18 protein-coding genes and 3 pseudogenes are annotated in these 21,839 nt (G+C 67.1%); 8 read left to right on the top strand and 13 right to left on the bottom strand.

The features are described 5' to 3' along the window. Positions 1-44 precede the first annotated feature (44 nt). The 10 genes and pseudogenes from EPN98_RS05320 to EPN98_RS05275 all read right to left on the bottom strand — a co-directional run. Positions 45-511, bottom strand: a pseudogene (locus EPN98_RS05320) (TerC family protein); the annotation flags it as partial. Positions 512-714: 203 nt separating this feature from the next. Then, the gene (locus EPN98_RS05315) at positions 715-1,590 is read right to left on the bottom strand and encodes a diacylglycerol kinase family protein (RefSeq protein WP_293361251.1); all 876 of its coding nucleotides are present in this window, start codon (positions 1,588-1,590) and stop codon (positions 715-717) included. Between the two features lie 199 nt (positions 1,591-1,789). Beyond that, positions 1,790-2,134, bottom strand: coding sequence for an SLBB domain-containing protein (locus EPN98_RS05310; RefSeq protein ID WP_293361278.1), 345 nt, complete (start codon positions 2,132-2,134; stop codon positions 1,790-1,792). 30 nt (positions 2,135-2,164) lie between these two features. Next, positions 2,165-2,365, bottom strand: a pseudogene (locus tag EPN98_RS05305) (polysaccharide biosynthesis/export family protein); the annotation flags it as partial. A 415-nt stretch (positions 2,366-2,780) separates the two neighbouring features. Beyond that, positions 2,781-3,143: a zf-TFIIB domain-containing protein gene (locus tag EPN98_RS05300; protein ID WP_293361249.1), complete on the bottom strand. Its 363-nt coding sequence runs from the start codon at positions 3,141-3,143 to the stop codon at positions 2,781-2,783. Positions 3,144-3,738: 595 nt separating this feature from the next. Continuing rightward, entirely contained in the window at positions 3,739-5,118 is a 1,380-nt protein-coding gene (locus EPN98_RS05295) for a HAMP domain-containing sensor histidine kinase (RefSeq protein ID WP_293361247.1), read from the bottom strand. Continuing rightward, positions 5,108-5,785: a response regulator transcription factor gene (locus EPN98_RS05290; protein WP_293361245.1), complete on the bottom strand. Its 678-nt coding sequence runs from the start codon at positions 5,783-5,785 to the stop codon at positions 5,108-5,110. The genes EPN98_RS05295 and EPN98_RS05290 overlap by 11 nt, the downstream gene beginning before the upstream one ends. A gap of 439 nt (positions 5,786-6,224) precedes the next feature. Beyond that, positions 6,225-7,037: an outer membrane beta-barrel protein gene (locus tag EPN98_RS05285; protein ID WP_293361243.1), complete on the bottom strand. Its 813-nt coding sequence runs from the start codon at positions 7,035-7,037 to the stop codon at positions 6,225-6,227. A 434-nt stretch (positions 7,038-7,471) separates the two neighbouring features. Next, positions 7,472-8,101: a hypothetical protein gene (locus EPN98_RS05280; RefSeq protein WP_293361241.1), complete on the bottom strand. Its 630-nt coding sequence runs from the start codon at positions 8,099-8,101 to the stop codon at positions 7,472-7,474. Between the two features lie 44 nt (positions 8,102-8,145). Next, positions 8,146-8,430, bottom strand: coding sequence for a copper-binding protein (locus EPN98_RS05275; protein ID WP_293361239.1), 285 nt, complete (start codon positions 8,428-8,430; stop codon positions 8,146-8,148). 1,605 nt (positions 8,431-10,035) lie between these two features. Between EPN98_RS05275 and EPN98_RS05270 the strand changes: the two genes are divergently transcribed. Both EPN98_RS05270 and EPN98_RS05265 read left to right on the top strand, forming a co-directional pair. Beyond that, the gene (locus EPN98_RS05270; RefSeq protein WP_293361237.1) at positions 10,036-10,497 is read left to right on the top strand and encodes an SRPBCC domain-containing protein; all 462 of its coding nucleotides are present in this window, start codon (positions 10,036-10,038) and stop codon (positions 10,495-10,497) included. 152 nt (positions 10,498-10,649) lie between these two features. Next, positions 10,650-10,856: pseudogene (locus EPN98_RS05265) on the top strand (transposase); the annotation flags it as partial. Positions 10,857-10,873: 17 nt separating this feature from the next. Here EPN98_RS05265 and EPN98_RS05260 read toward each other — a convergent pair. Then, complete coding sequence (locus tag EPN98_RS05260; RefSeq protein WP_293361235.1) at positions 10,874-13,249, bottom strand: TonB-dependent receptor; 2,376 nt, start codon at positions 13,247-13,249, stop codon at positions 10,874-10,876. Between the two features lie 1,518 nt (positions 13,250-14,767). On the opposite strand from EPN98_RS05260, the gene flgC reads away from it, so the two are divergent. From flgC to EPN98_RS05235, 6 genes are all read left to right on the top strand, one after another. Further along, positions 14,768-15,187, top strand: coding sequence for a flagellar basal body rod protein FlgC (gene flgC / locus EPN98_RS05255; protein ID WP_293361276.1), 420 nt, complete (start codon positions 14,768-14,770; stop codon positions 15,185-15,187). A gap of 284 nt (positions 15,188-15,471) precedes the next feature. Then, positions 15,472-15,675, top strand: a complete 204-nt coding sequence (locus EPN98_RS05250; protein ID WP_293361233.1) for a hypothetical protein — start codon at positions 15,472-15,474, stop codon at positions 15,673-15,675. A gap of 64 nt (positions 15,676-15,739) precedes the next feature. After that, positions 15,740-16,342 carry a hypothetical protein gene (locus tag EPN98_RS05245; protein ID WP_293361231.1) on the top strand — a complete coding sequence of 201 codons (603 nt, stop codon included), beginning with the start codon at positions 15,740-15,742 and terminating at the stop codon, positions 16,340-16,342. A gap of 38 nt (positions 16,343-16,380) precedes the next feature. Then, the gene (locus EPN98_RS05240; RefSeq protein WP_293361229.1) at positions 16,381-16,869 is read left to right on the top strand and encodes a copper-binding protein; all 489 of its coding nucleotides are present in this window, start codon (positions 16,381-16,383) and stop codon (positions 16,867-16,869) included. 1,132 nt (positions 16,870-18,001) lie between these two features. Beyond that, the gene (locus EPN98_RS24495) at positions 18,002-18,181 is read left to right on the top strand and encodes a DUF3703 domain-containing protein (RefSeq protein ID WP_366558459.1); all 180 of its coding nucleotides are present in this window, start codon (positions 18,002-18,004) and stop codon (positions 18,179-18,181) included. After that, a complete protein-coding gene (locus tag EPN98_RS05235) occupies positions 18,178-18,639 on the top strand; it encodes a Fur family transcriptional regulator (protein ID WP_293361227.1) in 462 nt (153 codons plus the stop codon). Before EPN98_RS24495 ends, EPN98_RS05235 begins: the two co-directional genes overlap by 4 nt. A gap of 38 nt (positions 18,640-18,677) precedes the next feature. On the opposite strand, the gene EPN98_RS05230 is transcribed toward EPN98_RS05235, so the two are convergent. Together EPN98_RS05230 and EPN98_RS05225 are read right to left on the bottom strand one after the other, a co-directional pair. Then, on the bottom strand, positions 18,678-19,754 hold the full coding sequence (locus tag EPN98_RS05230; protein ID WP_293361225.1) for a DMT family transporter: 1,077 nt from the start codon (positions 19,752-19,754) through the stop codon (positions 18,678-18,680). Between the two features lie 20 nt (positions 19,755-19,774). After that, a partial coding sequence (locus tag EPN98_RS05225; protein WP_293361223.1) for a CusA/CzcA family heavy metal efflux RND transporter occupies positions 19,775-21,839 on the bottom strand: 2,065 nt, incomplete at its 5' end.

Raw genomic sequence — 21,839 nt, 5'->3', positions numbered from 1 at the left:
CTGACCGAGGGACCAGCGGGGGGCAGGTCACGTCGGAATCCGCAGTCCAGCAGGATGATCTGGAAGATGGCGGCGCCGAAGTTGACCGCGGCCTGCCTGGTAGGGATCAAGGCCCCCGGCGAAGGGTCGGGATCCACGTTGTGGTGGATTTCCCTCGTGGCCTTCCAGACCAGGAACAGGCCCCCGGTGATCAGGATCAGGTCGCGCCAAGAGAAGTTCAAGTCGAACGGCGCACGCCCAGAGGCGTCCGGCTGCGGCGAGAAAGGCAAGGAGAAGACCGGCGCCGTCAGCCCGACGATCCAGGCGAGCGTGGCCAGCAGCGCGAGGCGCATGCCGAGCGCCAAACCGATCCCGATGCGTCTCGCCTTGCCCGTTGATCCTCCGGGAGCTTGTTGGTGAGGATCGAGATGAAGATAAGGTTGTCGATCCCAAGCACGACCTCCATCACGATGAGGGTAAGGAGCGCAGCCCAGGCGGCGGGATCCGAGGCGAGGGAAACCAAGCTATCCATGAGCGGTCCGGGTGCGGGGCTTGAGGTTTTCTTTTCCCCAACTCACGGCATGCTGCCATCGTGAAGCCGAGGTCGGGGCGGCGCGGCGATGCGGCTGGCCGTGGGCGGGGTTAATTTGCGGTGCGCTGACACTCGAAATTCGCCGGCTGCGCCTCGCTCGCGAATGCGACAGAACCGGTGCGCACTCACCAAGCACCGGATCATCAAGATGCGTCACGTTCAGGCTTAGCCTCGGTCGCCGGCCGTAAGGCGTAAAAGGCTTCCCGGACCTGCGTCACGCGCTCGCACCGGCCGAGGGTGAACCGTTCGCCATCCAGGATTGCAGGGATGGGATCATCGGAGCTGATCTCCAAGCTTCCAAGGCGGGCGTGGGTGACGGTCTCATCGGCGCGCCAGTCCCGAAAGGCGGACATGACCGCCAGACGGACCGCGTCGCCCGCCCCCTCTATGTCGATCGCCGCAGCCTCCAGCAGCACCTCGATATCGGCCTCTTGCGGCGGCAGCGGACAGAGAACCACCACAGCTTCCGCCTTGGAGGCGGCCTCGCCTTCGAACCGGTAGCCGAGTTCATGGCCCAGCGCCTGCCTTATCGCGGCGACGCCCTGTCCGAGCGCGCCCATAACGTCGCCCTCGCGAACCGATTCACGGGCCTCGGCCAGAAGCGAGGCGCTCCCGAATACGCCCGCGACGAAGAACCGATGGCTTCCGACCTGCCCGGCGTGGACCGGCTGGATGACGGGTGCCTCGAGGGTGTCCGCCAGCGCCTGTCGCCAGGCTCGTGCGCCATAGAGCGCCTTGGGCAGCATGTTCATGGTGCCCCCCGGCAGCGGCATCAAGAGGGGACCATCGCGGCTGCTGCGTTGCGCCGCCGAGCGTATGGTCCCGTCGCCGCCGAGCAGAATGAGGACATCGACCTCGGACTCGGTAGCCGCGTCCAGGGTTCGATCGACCTCACTGCCCGCAACGTCCCAGACCATCGTCGGCTCAATGCCTGCGTCTTGGAGGATCGCAAGTAGCGCTGCGCGAGATGACGCGTCGCAGGCCCCACTTGAGGTGTTCAGGAGAGCGGCGACCCGCATTGATCGCAGGTCCAATTCAGGCGGCATGATGGGCTCACGGATGGGTGGAGCGTCATGGTCCGACGCAACGGTCAGTTACCACAGTTGCACGGGGTTGGCCGTGCTCGGGCATCAGCGTAACGACCAAGCCCGCTACCGGTTGCTCAGCTTGAAGCGCGGCCACGTCGCTCTCCGGCCGCGACGAAGGTGTAGCTCCTGCTCAATAGCCGCGGAAGGTCGGCGAGAGCGCGTAGGTGAACTGGAACGGAAGCAGCCCACGGAGTTGCTGCATCAGTTCCCCGAGCCCGGAGATGCGCGAGCGCGGCACGTAGATGATATCCAGCCGGCGCAACGGGATCGCATCGCCATACGGATCGCGCAGCACCCGCGCCAGATCAACCCGGCGAACCATCGCCACGGTATCGGCCCCACGGCGAATGACGATGGCTTCGCCGCCACGCGCCGAAGGCCGTACTCCACCCGCCATGATCAGCGCTTGCATCGCGGTCATGTCGCCCACCATCTCGTAGACGCCGGGCTTGTCCACCTGGCCGCCGACGAACACGCGAATTGGCGCGGCCTTGACATTCAAACTCACGGCCGGTCGCAGGAGCTGGGCGGCATAGCCTTCGGACAGACGGGCTGCAGCCTCCTGCACCGGGAGGTCAGCGACCATCACCGGACCCAGCAGTGGAGCGGTGATCCGGCCGTCGGGCTGCACGAGCAGGGTCTTGTTCAGCTCTGGCGCGGAGGGGACGGTCAGCTCCAGCTCATCTCCGGGATAGAGCCGATAGGGAGGTTCTGCCTCATCCCAACTGGCGAAGGGAACGTCAGCGAAGGGCGGAGAGCGGGGGGCAGGTCAAAACCTTGTCGCGCTTGATTGTCCAATGACCACTTGAGGCGTCGCCCGACTAGCCAAGGCCACGATAGCGTCCGTCCCGGTCCAGCCAAAGCTTGGCGTTACGTCCATCGCCGTAGGTTGATACGATGGTATTGTCGAACACGGCGGCCAGGCTTGCTGGCTCTTCGGCGGCAGCGGCTGGGGCCGCCACCAGGCTCAGCGCAAACCCTACGCAGCCCATCGCTCGCACCGTCAGAATTTGCCTCATTGCCCAAAGGGCCGGGGCTCGCGCGGGCGGCTGAACGCCATAATGTGGTTTGTGCTCACTGTGCGCCACGGGTTGCCAAAGCGCAAAGCGGGACCTGACGTCTCAATCGAAAAGGTCGCCCAGGAAACCGCGACGGCGACCGCCGTGCCCCCCACCGCCGTGTTTGCTCCAGCCGTGGCCGCCGCCGTGCTCCGCGGAGCGGCCTCCATCCCAAGGTCGGCCGTAGCCTGGCGTCGTTGTGGGGGGCTCGGGAGCCGCTTGGGGCAGGGGTGAGCCGGCCTCATAGGCGGCGCTCCGCTCTATAATCTTGTCGAGCTCGCCGCGATCAAGCCAGACCCCTCGGCACTTTGGGCAATAGTCGATCTCGATGCCCTGACGATCGGTCATCACCAGATCGACCCGGCAGGCTGGGCAAATCAAACCTTGTTCGCGGCGGGCTGAGGAAGAAAGGCCGGTGTCGGTCATCTAAATCTCCTGAGGAGCGCCCCGCTTGGGGGGAGAAGCGAGGCGCCGCCGATTTGCGAGGTGGTCATTCATCCTTAGCGACGAGGATCGCCTATACGTGGGGCGTACATAACGGCGGTGGCGGTCGCGCTGCTTTTCGCGGCGCTGGCCCGGGAACAGCTGGCGCGGTAGGCATCTCTCCGTTCGCCAGCGTGACCGCACGGCCTTGATCCATGATCCAATCGACGAGCCCTTGGGCAAGTTTCATCGCTTCCGACTCACTTTTCGCATATCCGAGAAAGCCGCCGTTGTGCTTGACGGCCCAGCTGCGACCGTGCGGGGCAACGGCGATATCGGTCACGAAGCGGCTCCGGCCGGGCATTCGCCCCCCAAATCGTACGGGAAGAGGAACTGCCGTCGAAGATAGGCGCCTCCACCCGTAGCCCAAGTCAGACCTGGATTTCATGGGAAGGTTCCCGCCAAACTTATGAACAGCGCAAGACTGGGTGCATCACACCCTCACAGAGCGACATCATGGGATCATGGCGCCGACATGAATTCCGCTTCATCGAGCGAGGCGCCAGGTCAGCTGACACCCGGCCGAAACTTGGTCAGGTCAGTTGGCCCGCCTGTTGAAGCTGAGCTCGGCGACCAATCCAGGATGATTGTCGGACAAAGTGAATTGCCCCCGATGCACCCTGGCGACCGTTTGCACGAGGGCCAAGCCGAGCCCGCTGCCCAGCGTCGATCGGCTCTCGTCAAGGCGGCCAAAGCGTCGAAGGGCGAGGCCTCTGTGCTCAGACGGGATGCCGGGGCCATTATCGGCGACCGACAGATGAATTGAGCCGCCTTGGCTATAAGTCGAGACGATGATGCTGCTGCCTGTCGGAGAGTGCTTGATGGCGTTGTCGATTAGATTGGCCGTCATGTGCAGCAATAATGCACGGATACCCTGCATCGGCGCGGCCCTTAGCTCACCGACCAAGCGACAATTCCTGTCCTCAGCCACGGGCGTGTAGAGATCCAGCGCATCTTGGACCACGACGGCTAAGTCGATGGCTTCGAAACTCTGCGCGCTTGCCGCATCGGCGCGCGCCAGCGCCAGCAATCCGTTCATCAACTCTAGGATGCTGTCCAGGTCCGCAGCGGTCTGCGCCAAGACCTCGCTTTCGGATGAAGATTGGCCTGTCAGGGCTGCAAGTTCGATGCGAGCCTTTATGCGGGTCAGAGGCGTCTTCAAGTCGTGCGCCAGCCCGTCGGTGGCTGCCCGCAGCGAGCCGACCATGCATTCGATTTCCTCGAAGCAGGCGTTCACGACCTCAGAGAGGCGGTCAAATTCGTCATCGCGGCCAGAGACCCGAAGGCGCTCATCGAGGTGACCGGCGAGGAACCGGTCGGCTGTCTTGGCGACCTGCGTGATGAAGCTCGGACCCCGACGGCTCACCAACCAGCCGAGCGTCAGACTCAGCCCCGCCGTGATGGCGACCGACAAGATCAAAGAGATCCAGTACTTTCGCCCTAGAGCTATGCGGCTGTCGGCGAGATGCCCCACCAGTAGACGACGGTTCGGCCCGAGCCACCTTGCCTCTCCGGCCACACGTTCAACTCGGGGCCCATTGTCTGTCTTTACTGGAATTTCAAATATTGTAACGACGCCCTCGCGCGCGCCCTTCGGCCAAGCCAAGCCGTTGCCGGCGAGCCGCTGATCGTTGGCGCCAGCCAGCATATAGACCACGCCCCGCCTGGAGCCGGACGTGAGTTGCTGATCAATGTAGGTCGCCAAGCGAGCCGAGCCGTTGTCCCGGTGCCTCGCCGTCAGCGCCTCCAACTCGCCCTCGACCAGGTGCTTGAGCTCCAGATCAAGAAGCTTCGCCGTCTGAAGATGCTGCAGGCTCAGGGCGGCGACCGTGGTGGCGACCGCGATGAGCGTTATCCACAGCGCGCCACGAAACGCTGCAGCATGAGGCTGACGCCGTGTCCGCCAGCTATTGCCCATCAAGTTGGTATCCGGCCCCTCTGACGGTATGGAGCAAGGGGGTTTCGGTCTCCTGCTCAATCTTGGCGCGGAGGCGACTGATATGGACGTCGATGACGTTCGTGCCCGGGTGGAAGCTGTAGTCCCAGGCGGCTTCCAATAGCATCGTGCGCGTCACCACCTGCCCCGCGTGCCGCATGAAGTACTCGAGCAGCTGAAATTCCTTTGTCAGGAGATCTATTCGACGCCCGCCGCGTGTCGCCGTGCGTCTCAGCAGATCCAGTTCCAAGTCGGCGACCCGGAGCACGGTTGTCTCGGCGGCCCCGCCACCGCCCCGCCGCATGATCGCGGCGATCCTGGCCATCAGTTCGTGAAACGAGAACGGCTTGGTCAGATAGTCGTCGCCGCCGGCGTTCAGCCCCTGCACGCGGTCATCGACTTGCCCAAGCGCGCTGAGCACCAGGACTGGGGTCTTGTTGTCCTCTGCCCGCAAGGCTCGCAGGACGGACAGACCATCGAGTTGCGGCAGGTTGCGATCGAGAATGATCGCGTCATAGGTATTGGTCAGTGCGGCCGTCAGACCATCGAGCCCGGTCGCCGCGTGGTCACAGGCATGGCCTAGCTCAGCCAGGCCCCGCTGAACGTAGCCTGCGGTGACGGCGTCATCCTCGATGATCAACAGCTTCATTGGCGACCCCTCTACGGCTGACTGCCAACTGGTTTCGAAGCTTAACGCAGGCGTTGCTTTGGAAATGGTGCGACAAGTTGGCCGCCGGCTGCGAGGGGGGATCGCAGCCGGCGGGCTTGACCGGCGCGCCAAGGGGATAGCGCGTGCCGGTAAGGGTCGGACGGGCGGGGAAGGCTCGACTCATCGCACAAGGCGACTTCACAATGGATACCGTCCCCGATGGCCAATCACGTGTTCTGAACATGAAATCGGGTTCATGTGCATCAGAATCGCTGAGCACCGTCGTGGGGCCGAGGTGCAAGCGACTCGACTTCGGGCGTCAATCCAGGCTCAAGGCGAGCGAACCGGGAGCAACCGCTCGATAAAAGCCAAAGCTTACGCCGCTCGGCATCGATCGTGCCGCAGGGGGCGAGACCCAACGTCCGCCCCCTGCCGCCGGTCAGAACCGATAGGCCGCGGTCATACGGACCGCCTGGACCTTGAAATGTTCCTGGCTGCGACTGAAGTCGGTGCCGGACGGATTTGCCGCGGTGAACGGTCCGCCAGCTGGCCCGCCGCTCGCCCGAACCCGATAGCCGTCATCCTTCAGGTTGGTGTAAAGATATTCCACCCCCAGGCTTACCTGTTGCGTGAGTCTGCGCTCGACCCCGGCGCCAAGTTGCCAGCCATCGGCGCTCTTGCCGCCACCGCGGGCCGCGAAGGTGTTGGCCGTGTTGGTGGTGCTGAACTGGCGGTCAATCTTGCCCCTGACGTAGCCGCCGGTGACATAAGGCAGGTTGCGTCCCCTGGCGAAACCCACGCGCGCTCGAGCGGCCAACAGGCCGTCCAGTTCACGGGTCATGGTGTAGGCTGCCGGCGTGGTGGAAAAGGCGGTGACGCTATCCTGCACCTGGGTGCGGGTGGCTTCCCCGACCGCGCCGACGACGATGGAGCCGAACTGCCGATCATATCCGACCCGTCCACCGAACTCGAATCCGCCGTCATGCTTGCGGCAGCCGGTGTTGGGGGTGGTGGCTGCGCCGTTGCAGAAGCCAGGCGAAAAGGCGTTAGCGCCTGCGGCGTTATTCACCTGATTGCCCGAGACGCCGTTTAAGTCCGTGTCGAAGCGGATCGATTCCTTGTCCTTGTTACGTTGGAAGCCAGCTCCGGCCTGCGCGCCGATGTAGAGTCCCGACCACTCCTGGGCTTGCGAGGCAGGAGCAGCGGCGAGCGCGAGCACGCTGAGCAAGGCGGCGCTGACGATTGTCTTCATCGGAAAAGTCCATCCATGATCTACTGGGTTCCTCGCTCCTGGAGAGGGAGGAAAGTGACGCCACAGTGAGTATCGTGGCCCCCGGGCGACTCAGGTGTCCTGGACGTGAAATCGAGTTCAGGTTGGCGGTTTAAGGATCTGAAGTGGCCGACCCGCCACAGGGTTGTCAGGCCCCGCGATGCGGCAATCAGGACAGCAGCGTAGGCCCGTCAACGGCGACCACGAACCGCGGCCACGCGCCGGCGAAGGTCCGAATGCGCTAGCTTCAGATCGCCTCCCATCAGGAGCCGTGACGGGCGTGACTCACTTCACCCTCACCTCAGGCCGGACCGGTTTCTCTTTCGGTGGTTGGGTCGGAGCTTTCAGCTACCGCGTTAATTCGCCTGTGACCAGCGGCGCTGGCCGCGCCGCGCCGACGGGTTCCACAGATAGGCTCAAGGTTCGTTCCCGCCCCTGAACGGTCGTCCGGGGCGGACGCACCTGTTGAGTCGGCTTTGACTAGGCTCACCCCGCTGAGCGGTGCGATCCCAGGAATCTTGCCGGCAACCGGCCGCCCGCGCCGGTCCGCTGAGATCCAGGCTCAGGCCCAGCGATCGGCCTGACTGCGCGCCATAGCCGTATCCGCTGTCATAGCCATGGCCATGGCCCCGCCCGAACTGCGTTTCCTGCACGAAGATGCTCAGATTCCCGTCGCGCCCGACGGGAATGTCGCTCTGGACGTAGGCGCTACGGTAACCGCCGGTGCCGACGGCGACTCCAACCTGACCGTGGATCTGCCGCGCTGGCCTGTCCTCCTGCCGATCGAGGGCCTCGGCGTCCTCCCAGGGTGTCGTGGGGGAGGCGCGGAGGTAGGCGTCGATCTGCGCGTTCGCCGTCATCGGGCCCGCGGCGCGTTCGGCCGCGTCGCGGCCGGACGCGGGGTGTTTGGCGACGAAGGGCGTCGGCATGACCGCCGCATTGGTGGACGACGGTTCAATGCGCGCTGTGGCGATGGTCTCTTGTTCGGCGGAGTTCGCCGCGGCCTGCGCCGTGGCCGACAGGCCAAAAGCGAGCAAGAATCCCAAGAGCGCTCTGATAGCGGTTCTCCTTGAATACGAGGCTCTCATTGTCACTCGCTGCGCCCGTTTGCGGCCACGGGCCGATCGGAGCGCGTTAGCCTCTGCTGGCTCTGGCCGGGCGTGAAGGGCTTCGGATCCGCAATCTGCTGAGTCTCCAGCCGGAAGCGGACTTTTTCGCCGGACACGACACCTTCATGCAACGCGGCCTTGGCAACCTGGAACGGCATGGCGCCAGCGGGCCAGTTGACGCCCTCGATGGGCTCGTAGGCGATGGTGACCCGTCCACCGGGGACATCGATGGCTTGGACGACGCCAACGCCGTAGATTTCGCTCATATTGACCGGAGCTTGTCCGGGCGACGGGACAGCTGGTCGAGACCCGGGAGGCGGGCCGCCCGGGCGCGGGAGGCCGGCGGCCTTCCCTGGCCGGGTCGCCCTGACTGTCCGCGACCGTACTGGGCGGCGGGCGTCGCGGCGGAGAGACGGGCCGCCAAGACCCGTCGGACAGAGCGTGCGCACGCACGGACTTTGCAAGGACAGGCCATCGTCAGTGGCGCCCCCCGCCGTGATGGCCCCCACCACTGTGCGCGCCGCCACGACGGCCTCCGCCGCCGTGAGACCCGCCGCCGTAGTATCCGAACCCAAACGAACTGACCGGGCGGGCGTAATAGGATCGGCCATAGTAGCCGGACGGATAGTAGCGCGACGACGCGTATGCAGGGGGGCGCATGGCAGCGACTATACAGACCGGCGGGGGCGGTGCGGCGCCCGCTGAAGCCCTCGCGGCGTTGTCAGACGGCGCCGCCTCCACTGGGGCGGGCGCGATGGAAGGGGACGAAGCCGGCGCGCCCGTGACGATGGCGCCAGGCGTGTCGCAGGGAACGACATAGTAGGCGATCCGCTGCTGAGCGGGGGGGTAGGTCGCGCAGGCGCCCAGCATTCCAGTCGTGATTACCAAGACTGCGCCGGAACGGACACGCGACGCCACCATGATCCCGCTCCCGATTACACAGCCGGATCATGCGCTCGTTAGATGGAGACACCTAGAACTTTGCTGGAGGACGGAGCCTGGGCCACGCCTCGGTCTCTGAATCGCAAGACTTTCAGCCGCCGGCCGCTGGTGGTTGTTGGACTGGATTACTCCGGGCGAAGCTTCGCAACTCACCGCCAGGGTGCTGGAGAAGGATCTCAACGCGTCGTCCTCTCCCTTCCGCCGCCGCGGCGAACCTCAGCGCCGCCTCTTCCGCGTCGACCCTATAGGGAAAGTCTCCCACCGATCCCCCATCGGAGATCACACGCCAGCCATCGCCGATGCGGAGGATGGCGATCGAGATCGTGACAGCCGGCTGTTCCATAACGCCTCCATTCACCAGCACGAACCGGACAGACTACCCGATGCGTCTTTGGCTCATGTTACGCACCTTTGGAATCTTGATTAAGGCCGCGCTCAAGCCAACTAGGTCACCGTTCGGACTAGGCTGCCGATTGACGGCGAGCGAGCGCGCAGGGATGGCCCCAGCCAGGATGGCGATCAGGAGATCAGACAGACCTTCCACTCGCATTGCGCGGCCAGCAGCAGGTAGGCGGCGACCGCAAGCCCGGCTATCACCGGGAAACGCCCGATCGAGGGGGAACCTTGAACGGCCGAAGAGACCGGAGAGGAACCCCGCCGTCAGCTCGTCGGCGCAGGCAGTCTCGTGGGCAAGCTGGCGAGGTCCAGAGCGTGGGCGGATCGCTCCGCCGGCCACGGGCGGCGGAGCCCGTGCGCGCGGACACATTGCACCTTCTATGCGGACCATCGCATCTTCTACGAGGTGTGGACCAGGTGGACGGTCGACACGGGGAGGGCGTTCGACGCAGCGCGCAGCGGTCGGATTCCCGTGTCCACCGAATGCATCACCGGGGCCGCCCGCGTCCTGATCTGGCCAAAGAGACGCCGTTATGATGATCGACACTGAGATCGAAATCGCCGCGCCCCCCATGAAAGTCTGGCGCGCCCTCTGCGACTTCCGATCCTATCGCAAGTGGAATCCCTGTCGCGATGTCGTCGGCGTCGCCGGCCTAGGGGAAGAGGTCACGCTGATGATTGGATTTAACCCGAATAAGCGCCGGAATATCGGGGCGACGATCAGCGCTTTTGAACCGGGCCGATCGTTGTCGTTTAGGACTGGCCGGTTCTTCTCAAGCGATACGGAGTCGTTCGCCATAGAGCCGGGAAGACGAGGGACGCTGCTACGCCACAGCGCTGAACTAACGGGCCTAAGCGTAATGTTTATGCGGGGAAAGTGGTTCGAGTCGAACCTGTGCGAAGTATATGACAAGGTTAATATGGCGTTGAACCAGTACGTTACGTCCGGTAGCCAGTTGACGATGGCTGCCAGAAATAGACGTCGGCTCGTTTGATAGAGCCGAGGTTTCCAAAACCCAACTGGGTCCCTACGGATGGGCCTGCGGCAACACCCGATGCGCCTGGTTTCGCGGCAACAGGCGGTGAGCCCGGCTATCCGCGACGGGGATGAGGCGGGCGCGGCAGTCGATAGGCTGCAGCTCTGGAAGTGAAGGCTCCGGCCCCTGGTGCGCAAATAAGTTATGACGCCGGCAAGAAGATCGTCGGGCGCAAGCGCCACATCGCCGTGGATACTGACGGGCGGCTGATGTTCAACGTGACCTCGGCCGACATCTCCGACAGCGTCGGCGTCCAGGTCATCCTGGACGGCATCCGCAAGCGCTGGCGTTGGGTGAAGCATCTGTTCGCCGATGGGGCGGCCTTAGGGTGTTTTCAGAATGTGGTGGCGAGTCGCAGACCCAGCGTGCGGGGGCGCTGGGGGGTCGCTTGCCGTACACCTCGGGGGCCACTGAAACTAAACGGGTTGCCGTAGGCGAAGGTGTCGGCGTCGTAGTCAAAGGGATTGGTGACGAAGGCGGTGAGCCGCCAATGGTCGGCGGAGACCTCGGCCGCCAGCTTCGAGCGCAGGTAATTGTCGGTGCGGGCCGCCGAGGCGGCGTCGAAACTGATGCGGGAGCGGCCCACGTAGCTGGCCTCGCCAACGAGCCGCAGCGAGAACCGGTCGTTCAGCGCGCGCTCGTAGACGGCCAGGATGCCGCCCGAGGTGTCGGGCACGCCCGGCAGGTTGTTGGCCACCCGGCTCGCGAAATCAGGATTGAAGTTGCGAACGAACGAGTTGGACACGAGGCCGTTGAACGCGACGGTCAGGCCCCACCGCCACTCGTAGCTGAGTTCCCCCTCCAGCCCCATGATGCGGGCGTCGCCGACGTTGGACGTGAACCGCAGGCCAGAGGCCCGGTACTGATCGGTCTGCACGTTGGACCAGTCGCTGTAGTAGGCGGCGGCCCGGACGGCGAGGCGGCCCTCCATGCGGCGCAGCTTCACGCCGGTCTCGAAGTTCCGCAGTCGATCGGGTGCGAACACGGCGCGTTCGGCTCGGATCGGGAAGAACCCCGACGAGTTGAAGCCGCCGGGCCGGTATCCCTCGCTGATCAGGCCGTAGATCAGGTCGCCGTTGTCGAACTCGCGCTGGACCGAGAGCTTGGGCGAAAACCCGTCGAAGCTGTCCTTGCGGTCGAACGCGCGCTCGCCGGAGAAGGTCACCACCACGGCGGCGGTCGTGTGAACGCGCGTCTGAAAGAGACGCCCCCCCGCGGTGACGCTCCAGCCACTGCCGAGATCGTAGGTTGCCTCGCCGTAGAGGGCGTCCTCGGCCAGGCGATCCTTGCGGTCTTCGGCGTAGGCCGTGGCCGCGCCCAGCGAACCCAGGGCATCCAGTCGCGAAGGCGTCCGGTCGACCGTCCGCGCAGCGTTGGCCCCCACCAGCCAGTTGAAGCGCCCGCTGTCCGACGAACGGACGACCAGGTCCTGCACCACGATGTTCGACCGCGTGGCTTCCACGTAGGCGCCGAGGTCGGTCAGGTTGGCCGTGGGCAATTCGCGCAGCCCGACGGTGGCGTCGAACTGGCTCGAGAAGACGTGGCGCACGTAGTTGGTCGACGAGGTGACGCTGCCCCAATCAAACTCGCCGTGGGTGGTGACGCCAGCGTAGGAGAAGTCATTGTTGTGGGTCTCCCGGATCTGGCTGCGGCGCGCGCTGGGGGCGCCGGGCGCGCTCATGGCCGAGGTGACGTACCGGGTGTCGTCCGAACGCAAGTTCTGCATCGCGGCGTGGGCGTCCAGCCGCCAGCTGTCGTTGAAGCGGATGCGCAGCGCCAACCGGCCGCCGTCGCGGCGGGTCTGGTCGACGTTGCGCACCTGCAGATTCACATCGTCGAGGTAGCCGCCCTGAACCTCCTCGTAGGCCACGAGGCGCAGCGCGATGTGGTCTTTCACCAGCGGGATGCCGAGGTAGCCGTCGAACTCGTGGCTTTCGTCTCCACCTTCGGTGCGGGAGACGGTGGCCGAGCCCCCGAATTCGAAGTCCTTCAGATCGGGCTTGGTGGTGACGATCCGGTAGACGCCGGCTATCGCGCCCGAGCCGTAGAGCGCGCCCTGGGGCCCGCGGACCACCTCGATCCGGTCGATATCGACAAGGCGCAGGTCGGGGTCGGGGGCGTTGTAGTTGACCGGGGCGTCGTCCAGGTAGGTGCCGACGGTGGAACGCGTGCGGCCGGTGAAGGCGCCATCCGACAGGCCGCGGATCAGGAGCTTATCGCGCCCAGGCCCGAGGTTGGTGGTCAGCACGCCGGCCAGCTGGCCCACGGTCTGGCCGACGTCGTTGGCGCGGGTGGCGCCGATCTGGTCACGCGAGATGGCGCTGACGCCGGCGGGCAGCCGGCCCAGCGCGACGGGGCGCTTGGTGGCGGTGACGACCACCTCGGCGACGATGGAAGGCGGCCGGCTGGGGTCGCGCTCGGGCAGGGCCTGTGGCGGCGGCGCGGCCGGCGAGATGCGCACGGTGCGGGCGTCGACGATGCGGTAGCGGCAGGGCGCGCCGGCCAGCAACTGCTCCAGCGCCTGGTCCAGGGTGTAGCGGCCGGTGAGGGCGGCCCGGCCCCCCGTTCCGCAGCTTGCCGTGCCCAGGACCGAGACGTTGGCCTGCAGACCCAGGTCGATCAGGGCGTCGGCGTAGGACCGTGGCGGGATGGTGAAGCGATAGCGCGCGTCGGCGGCCTCAACGCGCCCCGCTCCGCAAGCGAGGGCCACGCCGCCCAGTAACGCTGATAGAGGCAGACTTCGGCTCGGTATTGTTCCACGCCCTCGTCAGCGGTCGGACCCAACATCGCGTCGCAGAACCACGCCCGCGTCGGAACGTACCGCTCTTATGGGAACCAGCAAGGCGACGTGTCGGATTGGGAGTCAGCCGCGGCGCTCACGCGCCGTTAAAGTCGGCGATGCGAGGGCGGCGCATTGGCGCTTTCCCAGGGGCAGGAATGCAGGCACTATCCTAGTATGTTTGCTGCTTCAGTCACGATGCGAGGAGCTCCGCCTACGCGGACGCGCCGCTTGTCGAGGCCCGCGGCAAGCGGGTTGTTGCGGCTCCTGTTGACTCCGATCTTCACGTTCTGCCTGCTCGGCACCTGCCTCTCTTGCGGCCCGCTCGCGCATGCCGGCGCGCCAGCTGCGCCCGTCGGTGTTGAGCAGCTTCAGGCGGCGGAACCCGCGTTCCTCCAGGCTTCGCCCGTGAACGGTCGGGACGGCGCAGGCGCTCCGATCAGGGCGCCCGCTCGCACATGCGCCGGCTGCGCCGGCCACATTGCCCCCATGCCGGCTGAGGTCCAGGTCGCCCGGACCGCCGCACGTCAGTCCCTGAGCTGGCGCTCGGAATCCGCCCTGCCGCCACCGCCGGCCGATCCCCACCGACTCGACCGACCGCCTCGCGCGTAAACCAGAGCCTGATCGCCCCTCGGGCGGTCGCCTTGGTTTTGTTCGCGGAGGGAAGTCACAGCCATGCCCCGCCATTCGTCGCTGGCCGCGTCTCGCGGCCTCGCCGCGCGCCGGCTCGGTCGGGTTGCGTCGCCGCGCCTGCTTTGCACTACCGTTCCATTCCGCTTGCCCTCGGGCGCCAGGCGTCGCCCCGAACGCCGCCGCCGCACGTCGGTGGCCAGCGGAGCACTGTTCGGCCAGATCCTTGCATACCCGACGGACCTGACCGGACCCGCCGGCGTGACACCTTCAATGTCACGCCGGCGTCACCCTTTGCCCCGTCCCCCCACGTTCGGGCTCGTCCCCCTCCCGAACGCGGGTTCCGGTCGCCGCCCCCCACCCGTTATGGAGGTGACTGGACGCGCCGGCATGACGACAGCCGTTCATGCCGGCGCGCGACATCAGGCGGTCTTCCGCAAGAGACGACCCGGCCCCACGAAGCAGTCGTCAGCCAAGGGGATCCGGCTCCGGGAAGCAGCTCCCGCGTATGGCGGCGGCGCGCCGGCGCGTCTATGTGGAGACTGGCCGGAGGCCGCCGATCGCGGTGACGGCGGCTGGAGCCGGGTGGATCGCCAAGCCAGTTTCGCCGTCCTAGGCGCCCCCGCCCCGTGCTGGAGGAGGCGGACCACACCCACACCTTCCGGCCGAACCTGCACATGGCCGAGCCGCCGGCAGGCGCGCCTGTGTCCGTCTCGCATGCGCCGCGCCGATCCCCCGAAGGCGGCGGCCTATGACCAGCTGTGCGCGCACCATCCCCTTTCAACCGGACCCAAGGGGCCCACATCCGAGGATTTGTTCATGACCAAGGTTGGTGAAGGCGGTCCAATGGCGATCGCGGCGGTGGCGCTCCGCGCCCAGCAGGCCCGAATGCGCATCATCGCTGAGAACATCGCGAATTCGCAGACCACGGCTTCCACACCCGGCGGCGATCCCTACCGGCGGCAGATGCCGATCTTCGCGCCGCTCAAGCTCGAGGACGGCTCCACGAGCGTGCAGCTGGTGCGCACCGACCCTGATCCGAGGGCCTTCAAGAAGGAATACAGTCCAGGCCATCCAGCCGCGGATCCGAGTGGCTATGTGAAGCTCCCGAACGTCGAGAGCATTGTCGAGTCGCTCGACTTCAAGGCGGCGCAGCGAGCCTACGAGGCCAACCTCAACGTCATCGACACTTCCCATGCCATGGAGCAGAGCACGATGCGCCTGTTACAGTCCAAGTGAGACGCTCCACGAGCAATCCTGGCCGAAGGCCCGCGACGGCGGCGGGTCCCCGGATGACGGGCGCCATCGGCGCAGCGGTGAGCCACGACCTCTTCGACATCGCCGGATCCTGGCCTTCGCCGCCTCAATCACAATGCGAGGCCCTAAAACCCAGCGAGAAGATCGCCCAGGGCGACACCCCCGACGCCGCGGAGACCCCAACGCGATGCCCGCTAAGCCTTGCAGCGTCTCGGCGCGCGGGACCTCGATGCCCCTGCTGGTGTGTCCCAACGACAACGCCGCGTATGAAGGTCATCGACGCCTGCGACCATTCGACAGGCGCACCACCGACCAGGCCGTCTGGCCGGACCGCGAAGCTGCTGACCGATGCCAGCGCCAAGGCGTGGCGTCGCGGCGGCCGCGGCGACCATGATCACAGGCGCGAGAGCCACGGCGGCGAACATCGCGGCTACGGCAAGCCGCCGGAGCTCTTCAATGTTCTCCACTGACCTCCGCCCAACCCCGATTTCCCTTCGCTTCACAGGAGCTCCGCGCCGGACGCGGGGACGCGACATGACACGATCTCTTCACTTCCCCGCGCTTCTGGCAGCCGCCGCCCTGCTGGCGGGCTGCGCCACGGTCACCCCCTACCAGCCGCAGGTCAGCAGAGGGTCAGTGACCGGGGGCTACACGGACACCCAGGTCGAACCGGATCGTCTCCGCGTCTCCTTCGCCGGCAACACGCTTACCTCCCGCGAGACCGTGGAGGTGGGGCTACTCTATCGAGCGGCGGAACTCACGCTCGCGCGCGGTTATGACTGGTTCGAGCTCGCCGACCGGGCGACCGACCGCAAGGCCTACGTCTCCGCCGTCGGCGCCTACGGGGGCGTCTCAGCTTTCGGCGGTTGGGGCCATGGCTTCGGTCACGGCGTAGGGCATGGTGGTGGCCGCCACGGGTTCGGCCACCTTGGCCATGGCTTCGGTCCGGGCGGGGGTCTCTATCCGGGGTGGGGCGGCGGGCTGGACGTCCGGACCACCGAGCGGTTCACCGCCACGGCGGAAATCCTTCTCCGGCGCGGCGCGAAGCCGGCGGACGATCCGCGGGCCTTCGACGCCCGCGCGGTCCAACAGAACCTCGAGCCGCTCATCCGGCGGCCTGCGGCGGCCTCGTCATGATCCGTTTGCTGCGGTCCTCCGCGACGAGCGCCTCGTCCTTGAAATGGACCGCGCCGATCCTGCTGGCGACACTGATGGCCGCGTCGCCGGCCTTCAGCCAATACGGTCGCGGCACAAGCGGACGCCCCGGCCAGGGCCGCCCGCCGCCCGCCTCCCGGGGCCCCAGCCGGCCGTCGACCCACGTGCGCAGTCCCCCGCCGCCGCCGCAAGCCCCCTTCAAGATGAGCGATGTGGTGGGCGTCGGGGTCGTGCAGGCGGTCGACGCCGCCGGCGGACGGGTCACGATCGCCTATGAGGCGATCGAGAGCCTGAACTGGCCGCATGGGACGAAGCCGTTCGCGGTCGCTAAGTCTTCGCTTCTGGCGGGCGTGGCGCCCGGCGACAAGGTGCGCTTCCGCCTCGAGAGTCAGCAGATCGCAGACCTCAGGCTGATCGCACCGCGGCCGGCAGCGGGACCGGATGCGCCCGCTTCTGGCAGCGTTGATCCGGCTTCGGCCGCGGTCGCAGCTCCGCGGCCTCCACCATGACGACCCGGGAGCGTCACCAAGCACTTAAATCCTTCGACATCGGAGTCCTTCGAATGGGAACCCAGCACCGCGGACGTCTCCAAGTAACCGGCCTCGTGGCGATCGCACTCGCCTTCAGCGCCTGTGCCAAGGTGGGGCCAGCACAGCGCCCCGCGCCGATGTGGGGCGCTCCACGTGAAAGTCCCAATCCGCCGCCGAAGCCCTCGCCGGGGTTGGAGACCATTGACGCCCGCGACCGCGACCAGCGCGAGCCGACTGCGCCGGAGCCGCGATCATGACTGCCGGCCGAGGCGGGCGGCCGTACCATGACCTGCGGGTGGTCTCGTCGCTCTCGAGGCGCTCAGCGATCACCCACAGGCCCCCGCCGTGGCGAGGGATGGGCAGCGCAGCTCGGAGCCCCCGCCCGTCTCGTCGCGGAACGCGTGCAGATCCAGACTGGTCAGGGCGTCCGAACACAGCTGGGCGGCCAGCGATGATGATCTGCAAGCCCGGCCCGTCCAGCGTCGGGAAGGGATCGCCGCTCCATGACGAAGAAAATGACGCCAGACGTTCCGGGCGAGCCGGCCGCCCGGTCGTGGCGGCGCCGCAGGACGATGGGTCTCGGTGCCCTGGGCCTGGTAGTCATGAGGGACGTCAGTCGGAGGACGAGCCTCTTGGGCAATGAACGCCTAATTTTGCTGTACGGGGACAACCCATCGGCGCCCACCTCGATAGCCCATGAGTTCGGACTAGAGGACGGCGAGGACGGCCTGATGCGGCCCATGGGGACGTCGAATGCGGCGGGAGTCGGCGATGCCTAACCCCCCGCGTGCGCCGGAGCGCCCCTCGGCGTGGGCGGTCGCTCTCCTGGTCGCCTCCCTCGTCTGCCTCGCCGTGGTGGTCGCCATAGTTTGGATCGGAATCTGACCAAGCGACTGGTGCATACCCGCCCCGCAACATCACGGGTCGAGGCCAGCCTGAGCCTGTTGCGACGCCCCTTGGCGATCTGGCGAGTCGCGTCCCGAACGCGCGTCACGGTCCGATGTCGAACCTTATCCTTGGCCTGCCCTGGGCCGGTGCCCACAGCTGGACGCACTGGATGATGCTGCGGATCGCGTGGCGCCGCCGCGACGCGCGTTAGGTCCGAGGTCAGGTGCTGCGGTTGGTCGCGGGAGGCCTGCTGTCATGGTTGGGCTGGCTGCCGATGGGGAACACCGGCGGCGCGAATGTGCCGCCCAAGAAGCCGTTGCCGCTGCCCAGCGACCTCGCGCCGCGCTGCGAGGACGCGAGCCGATTGATGCCGGACTGTCTCCGCGAATGGAGCAAACCATGACGACGGACCAGGACGCTCCCCGGCCGATGCGGTCGGCCACCGCCCACAAGGCAGCGCTAGCTGAGGCGGAGGCGCGCTGCAAGGCGCGAGGTGAAGCCTGGACTCCGCCGCGCTGCCCGACCTACGAACTGCTCCTCGCGGCGGCCGGGCCGCGAACAGCCTACGAGCTGATGGCCGGGCTCAAGCGCGGCGCTCGTTACGTGGGACCGCCGACGGTCTACCGCGCCTTGGACTTCCTGCTCGCCATCGGCCTAGCGCATCGGGTCGAGAGCCGGAAAGCCTACCTGGCCTGCGCCGCGCCCGGCGACCCGCACACAGCGGCGTTCCTGATTTGCGACCGCTGCGGCCGGACCGACGAGCTGTTGCACCATCTCGACGACTGGGGCCCGGCCCCGGCGGGTTTTGTCGTGCGCGCGGTCACCCTCGAAATCCGCGGGGACTGCCCGGCCTGTCGCTGAGGGTGGGATGGCCCGGCTCCGCATGCGTCTGGCTAGCCTCAGTGGTCGTGCCGATGGTGCAGGTCGGGATAGTGCGGATGCGCGTGGCGCAGCCGCGCGTGGCGGTGGCTATGGGTGTGCGGCTCGCCAGATGGATCGCCGGGTCCGTGGGCGTGCTGGTGGTGCGCGTCGTGGCGATGGGGATGCTCATGCTCCAGCGGGGAATGCTCATGCCCGTGCTCGTGACGTTCCACGAGATGGAGGTAGAGGCCGACGCCCATCAGCACCGCCGCGGCGGCGAGTCGCCAGGTGACCGGCTCGGCGAACAATAGCAGGGCCAGAAGCGCGCCGATGAAGGGGGCGGCGGAGAAGTAGGCGCCGGTCCGCGCCGTGCCCAGGAAGCGCAGGGCCAGCACGAACAGCACCAGGCTCACCCCATAGCCCAGGAAGCCCACCAGCCCAGCGGCGGCGAGCAAGCCGGCGTCCGGCGGGCGAGCGCCCGCAGACAGCGCCACCGCAAGGTTGACGGCGCCCGCCACGAGTCCCTTCACCATGGCGATCTGCACCGGATCGGAGGCGCTGATCCTGCGGGTGAGGTTGTTGTCAACGCCCCAGGCCAGGCAGGCCGCGGCGATGAACACCGACCCCGCGCCGAAGCCGCCCAGGCCTGCGCCCTCCTGCCAGGAGAGCAGCAGCGCCCCGGCCAGGATCGCGGCGGCCCCAAGCAACAGCCGGCGGTCGACGTTCTCCCGGAAGACCATCCAGGCGATCGCCATGGTGGCCAAGCCCTCGAGGTTGAGCAGCAGGGCGGCGCTTGCCGCCGAGGTGGTCGCGAGGCCCAGCATGAGCAGCACGGGCCCCGCCACGCCGCCGGCCAGCACCACCAGCGCCATCCAGCCCCAGTCCGCGCGCGCCAGCGGTGCTTCTTGGGACGGGGCGCCGACCACCTTGCGTCCGTAGTGCAGGCTCGCCAGGCCGAGGCCCGAGCCCAGGTACAGCAGCGCCGCCAGCAGCCAGGGGCTCACCCCTTCGCCGAGCAGGGTCTTGGCCAATGGCGTGCTCGCCCCGAACAGCGCCGCAGAGGCGACCGCCAGGGGCGCGCCCGGCCAGGCCAGAAAGCCTTTCAGTTGCACCATCAATCCTCGACGCGGCGGTGCTAGCTGGGCGCCGCACGCGCCGATCGGTCAAGGGACGCTGACGGGCGCCTTCGATGGACCAGGGCATAGAGCGCAGGCAGGACGAGGAGGGTCAGCAGCGTAGACGAGATGACCCCGCCAATGACCACCGTGGCAAGCGGTCGCTGCACTTCCGCCCCAGCGCCGACGTTGAAGGCCATCGGCACGAAGCCGAGACTGGCCACCAGCGCCGTCATCAGGACTGGCCGCAGTCGCGTGAGCGCGCCTTCGCGGATCGCGTCGTCCAGGGGCCGCCCTTCGGTGAGGAGGGTGCGGATGAAGCTGACCATGACGACCCCGTTCAGCACCGCCACGCCGGAGAGGGCGATGAAGCCGATCCCGGCGGAGATGGAGAGCGGGAGGCCCCGGATCATCAGCGCCGCGACGCCCCCGGTCAGCGCCAGCGGCACGCCGGAGAAGACGATGGCAGCGTCCTTCACCGATCGGAACAGCGCATAAAGCAGTCCGAAGATCAGCAGCAGCGCCACCGGCACGACCAGCTGCAGCCGCTTGGCCGCCGAGATCAGCTGTTCGAAGGTGCCGCCGTAGCTCACCCAATAGCCGCTGGGCAGGTCCACCTCCGAACCCACCTTCTGCTGCACCTCCTGGATGAACGAGCCGAGGTCGCGCCCGCGGACGTTGGCGGTCACGACCACGCGGCGCTTTCCGTTCTCGCGGCTGATCTGGTTGGGCCCGATCTCCACCTCGATCCGGGCGACGTCGGCGAGTGGCACGAAGCCGCGCGTTCCGTCGGCCGTCGCCGGCAGGGGCACGCGCAGGCGGCCGATCTCGTCGACGTTGCTGCGAATGGCCTCCGGCAGCCGGACGATGACATCGAACCGCCGGTCCCCCTCGAAGATCTGCCCGGCCACGGCGCCCCCGAGCGAGGCCGAGACCACGTCCTGGACATCGTCGACGTTGAGGCCGAGCCGCGCCAGGGCCGCGCGGTCCGGGGTGATCTGCAGGACCGGCAGGCCGGTGATCTGCTCGACGCCGACGTCCTCGGCGCCCTCGACGTCGTCGACCACGCCTTCGACCGACTTGCCGATCGCCAGGAGCTGCTCCAGGTCGTCGCCGAAGACCTTGACCGCGACGTCGGCCCGGACCCCGGACAGCAGCTCGTTGAACCGCATCTGGATGGGCTGGGTGAACTCGTAGTTGTTGCCCGGGACCTCCGCCACGGCGGCCTGCAGCTCGGCCAGAAGCTTGGCGCGCGGCTTGCGCGGATCGGGCCAGTCCTTGCGGTCCTTGAGCATGATGAAGGTGTCGGCCACGGAGGGCGGCATGGGGTCCGTCGCGACCTCGGCGGTGCCCATCTTGGCCACCACCCGCTCGACCTCCGGGAAACGCTTGATGCGCGCCTCCAGGGCCGTCTGCATGCCGATGGCCTGGGTCAGGCTGGTGCCGGGGATCCGCAGGGCGTGGAGCGCGATGTCCCCCTCGTCCAGGTTGGGCACGAACTCCGACCCCATCCGGCTGGCCGCGAAACCCGCCAGCAGCACCAGGACCACCGCGCCCGCGACGAAGGCGATCCGCAGCCGCAACGCGGTCTCCAGGGCCGGCTGATAGAGCCGCCGCGCCCCGCGCATGACCGGGCTTTCCTTCTCCTCGACCTTGCCGGTGACGAACAGCGCCACGGCGGCCGGGACGAAGGTGAGCGACAGGAGCATCGCGGCCGTCAGGGCGATGACCACGGTGATCGCCATGGGGTGGAACATCTTCCCTTCCACGCCGGTCAGGGCGAAGATCGGCACATAGACCAGGGTGATGATGAGCACGCCGAACATCGAGGGGCGGATCACCTCGTCCGTCGCGGTCGTGGCCAGGTTGAAGCGCTCGTCGTGGGTCAGCACGCGGCCCAAGCGATGCTGGGCCTCGCCGAACCGCCGCAGGCAGTTCTCGACGATGATCACGGCGCCGTCGACGATCAGGCCGAAGTCCAGGGCGCCCAGGCTCATGAGGTTGCCCGAGACCCGCGTCTGGACCATGCCGGTGATGGTGAGCAGCATCGAGAACGGGATGATCGCCGCGGTGATCAGCGCCGCC

It is taken from the genome of Phenylobacterium sp., assembly GCF_004299445.1.
In the GTDB taxonomy this organism is placed as follows: Bacteria; Pseudomonadota; Alphaproteobacteria; order Caulobacterales; family Caulobacteraceae; genus Phenylobacterium.
Note: the sequence above shows the minus strand (reverse complement) of the source record. Positions and strands in the feature narration are given on the sequence as shown.

What these genes read in the sequence shown, in the direction of transcription:
- EPN98_RS05315 (WP_293361251.1), bottom strand. Translation starts at nt 1,590, where the DNA reads ATGCGGGTCGCCGCTCTCCTGAACACCTCAAGTGGGGCCTGCGACGCG.
- EPN98_RS05300 (WP_293361249.1), bottom strand. Translation starts at nt 3,143, where the DNA reads ATGACCGACACCGGCCTTTCTTCCTCAGCCCGCCGCGAACAAGGTTTG.
- EPN98_RS05295 (WP_293361247.1), bottom strand. Translation starts at nt 5,118, where the DNA reads ATGGGCAATAGCTGGCGGACACGGCGTCAGCCTCATGCTGCAGCGTTT.
- EPN98_RS05290 (WP_293361245.1), bottom strand. Translation starts at nt 5,785, where the DNA reads ATGAAGCTGTTGATCATCGAGGATGACGCCGTCACCGCAGGCTACGTT.
- EPN98_RS05285 (WP_293361243.1), bottom strand. Translation starts at nt 7,037, where the DNA reads ATGAAGACAATCGTCAGCGCCGCCTTGCTCAGCGTGCTCGCGCTCGCC.
- EPN98_RS05275 (WP_293361239.1), bottom strand. Translation starts at nt 8,430, where the DNA reads ATGAGCGAAATCTACGGCGTTGGCGTCGTCCAAGCCATCGATGTCCCC.
- EPN98_RS05270 (WP_293361237.1), top strand. Translation starts at nt 10,036, where the DNA reads ATGATGATCGACACTGAGATCGAAATCGCCGCGCCCCCCATGAAAGTC.
- flgC (WP_293361276.1), top strand. Translation starts at nt 14,768, where the DNA reads ATGACCAAGGTTGGTGAAGGCGGTCCAATGGCGATCGCGGCGGTGGCG.
- EPN98_RS05250 (WP_293361233.1), top strand. Translation starts at nt 15,472, where the DNA reads ATGAAGGTCATCGACGCCTGCGACCATTCGACAGGCGCACCACCGACC.
- EPN98_RS05245 (WP_293361231.1), top strand. Translation starts at nt 15,740, where the DNA reads ATGACACGATCTCTTCACTTCCCCGCGCTTCTGGCAGCCGCCGCCCTG.
- EPN98_RS05235 (WP_293361227.1), top strand. Translation starts at nt 18,178, where the DNA reads ATGACGACGGACCAGGACGCTCCCCGGCCGATGCGGTCGGCCACCGCC.
- EPN98_RS05230 (WP_293361225.1), bottom strand. Translation starts at nt 19,754, where the DNA reads ATGGTGCAACTGAAAGGCTTTCTGGCCTGGCCGGGCGCGCCCCTGGCG.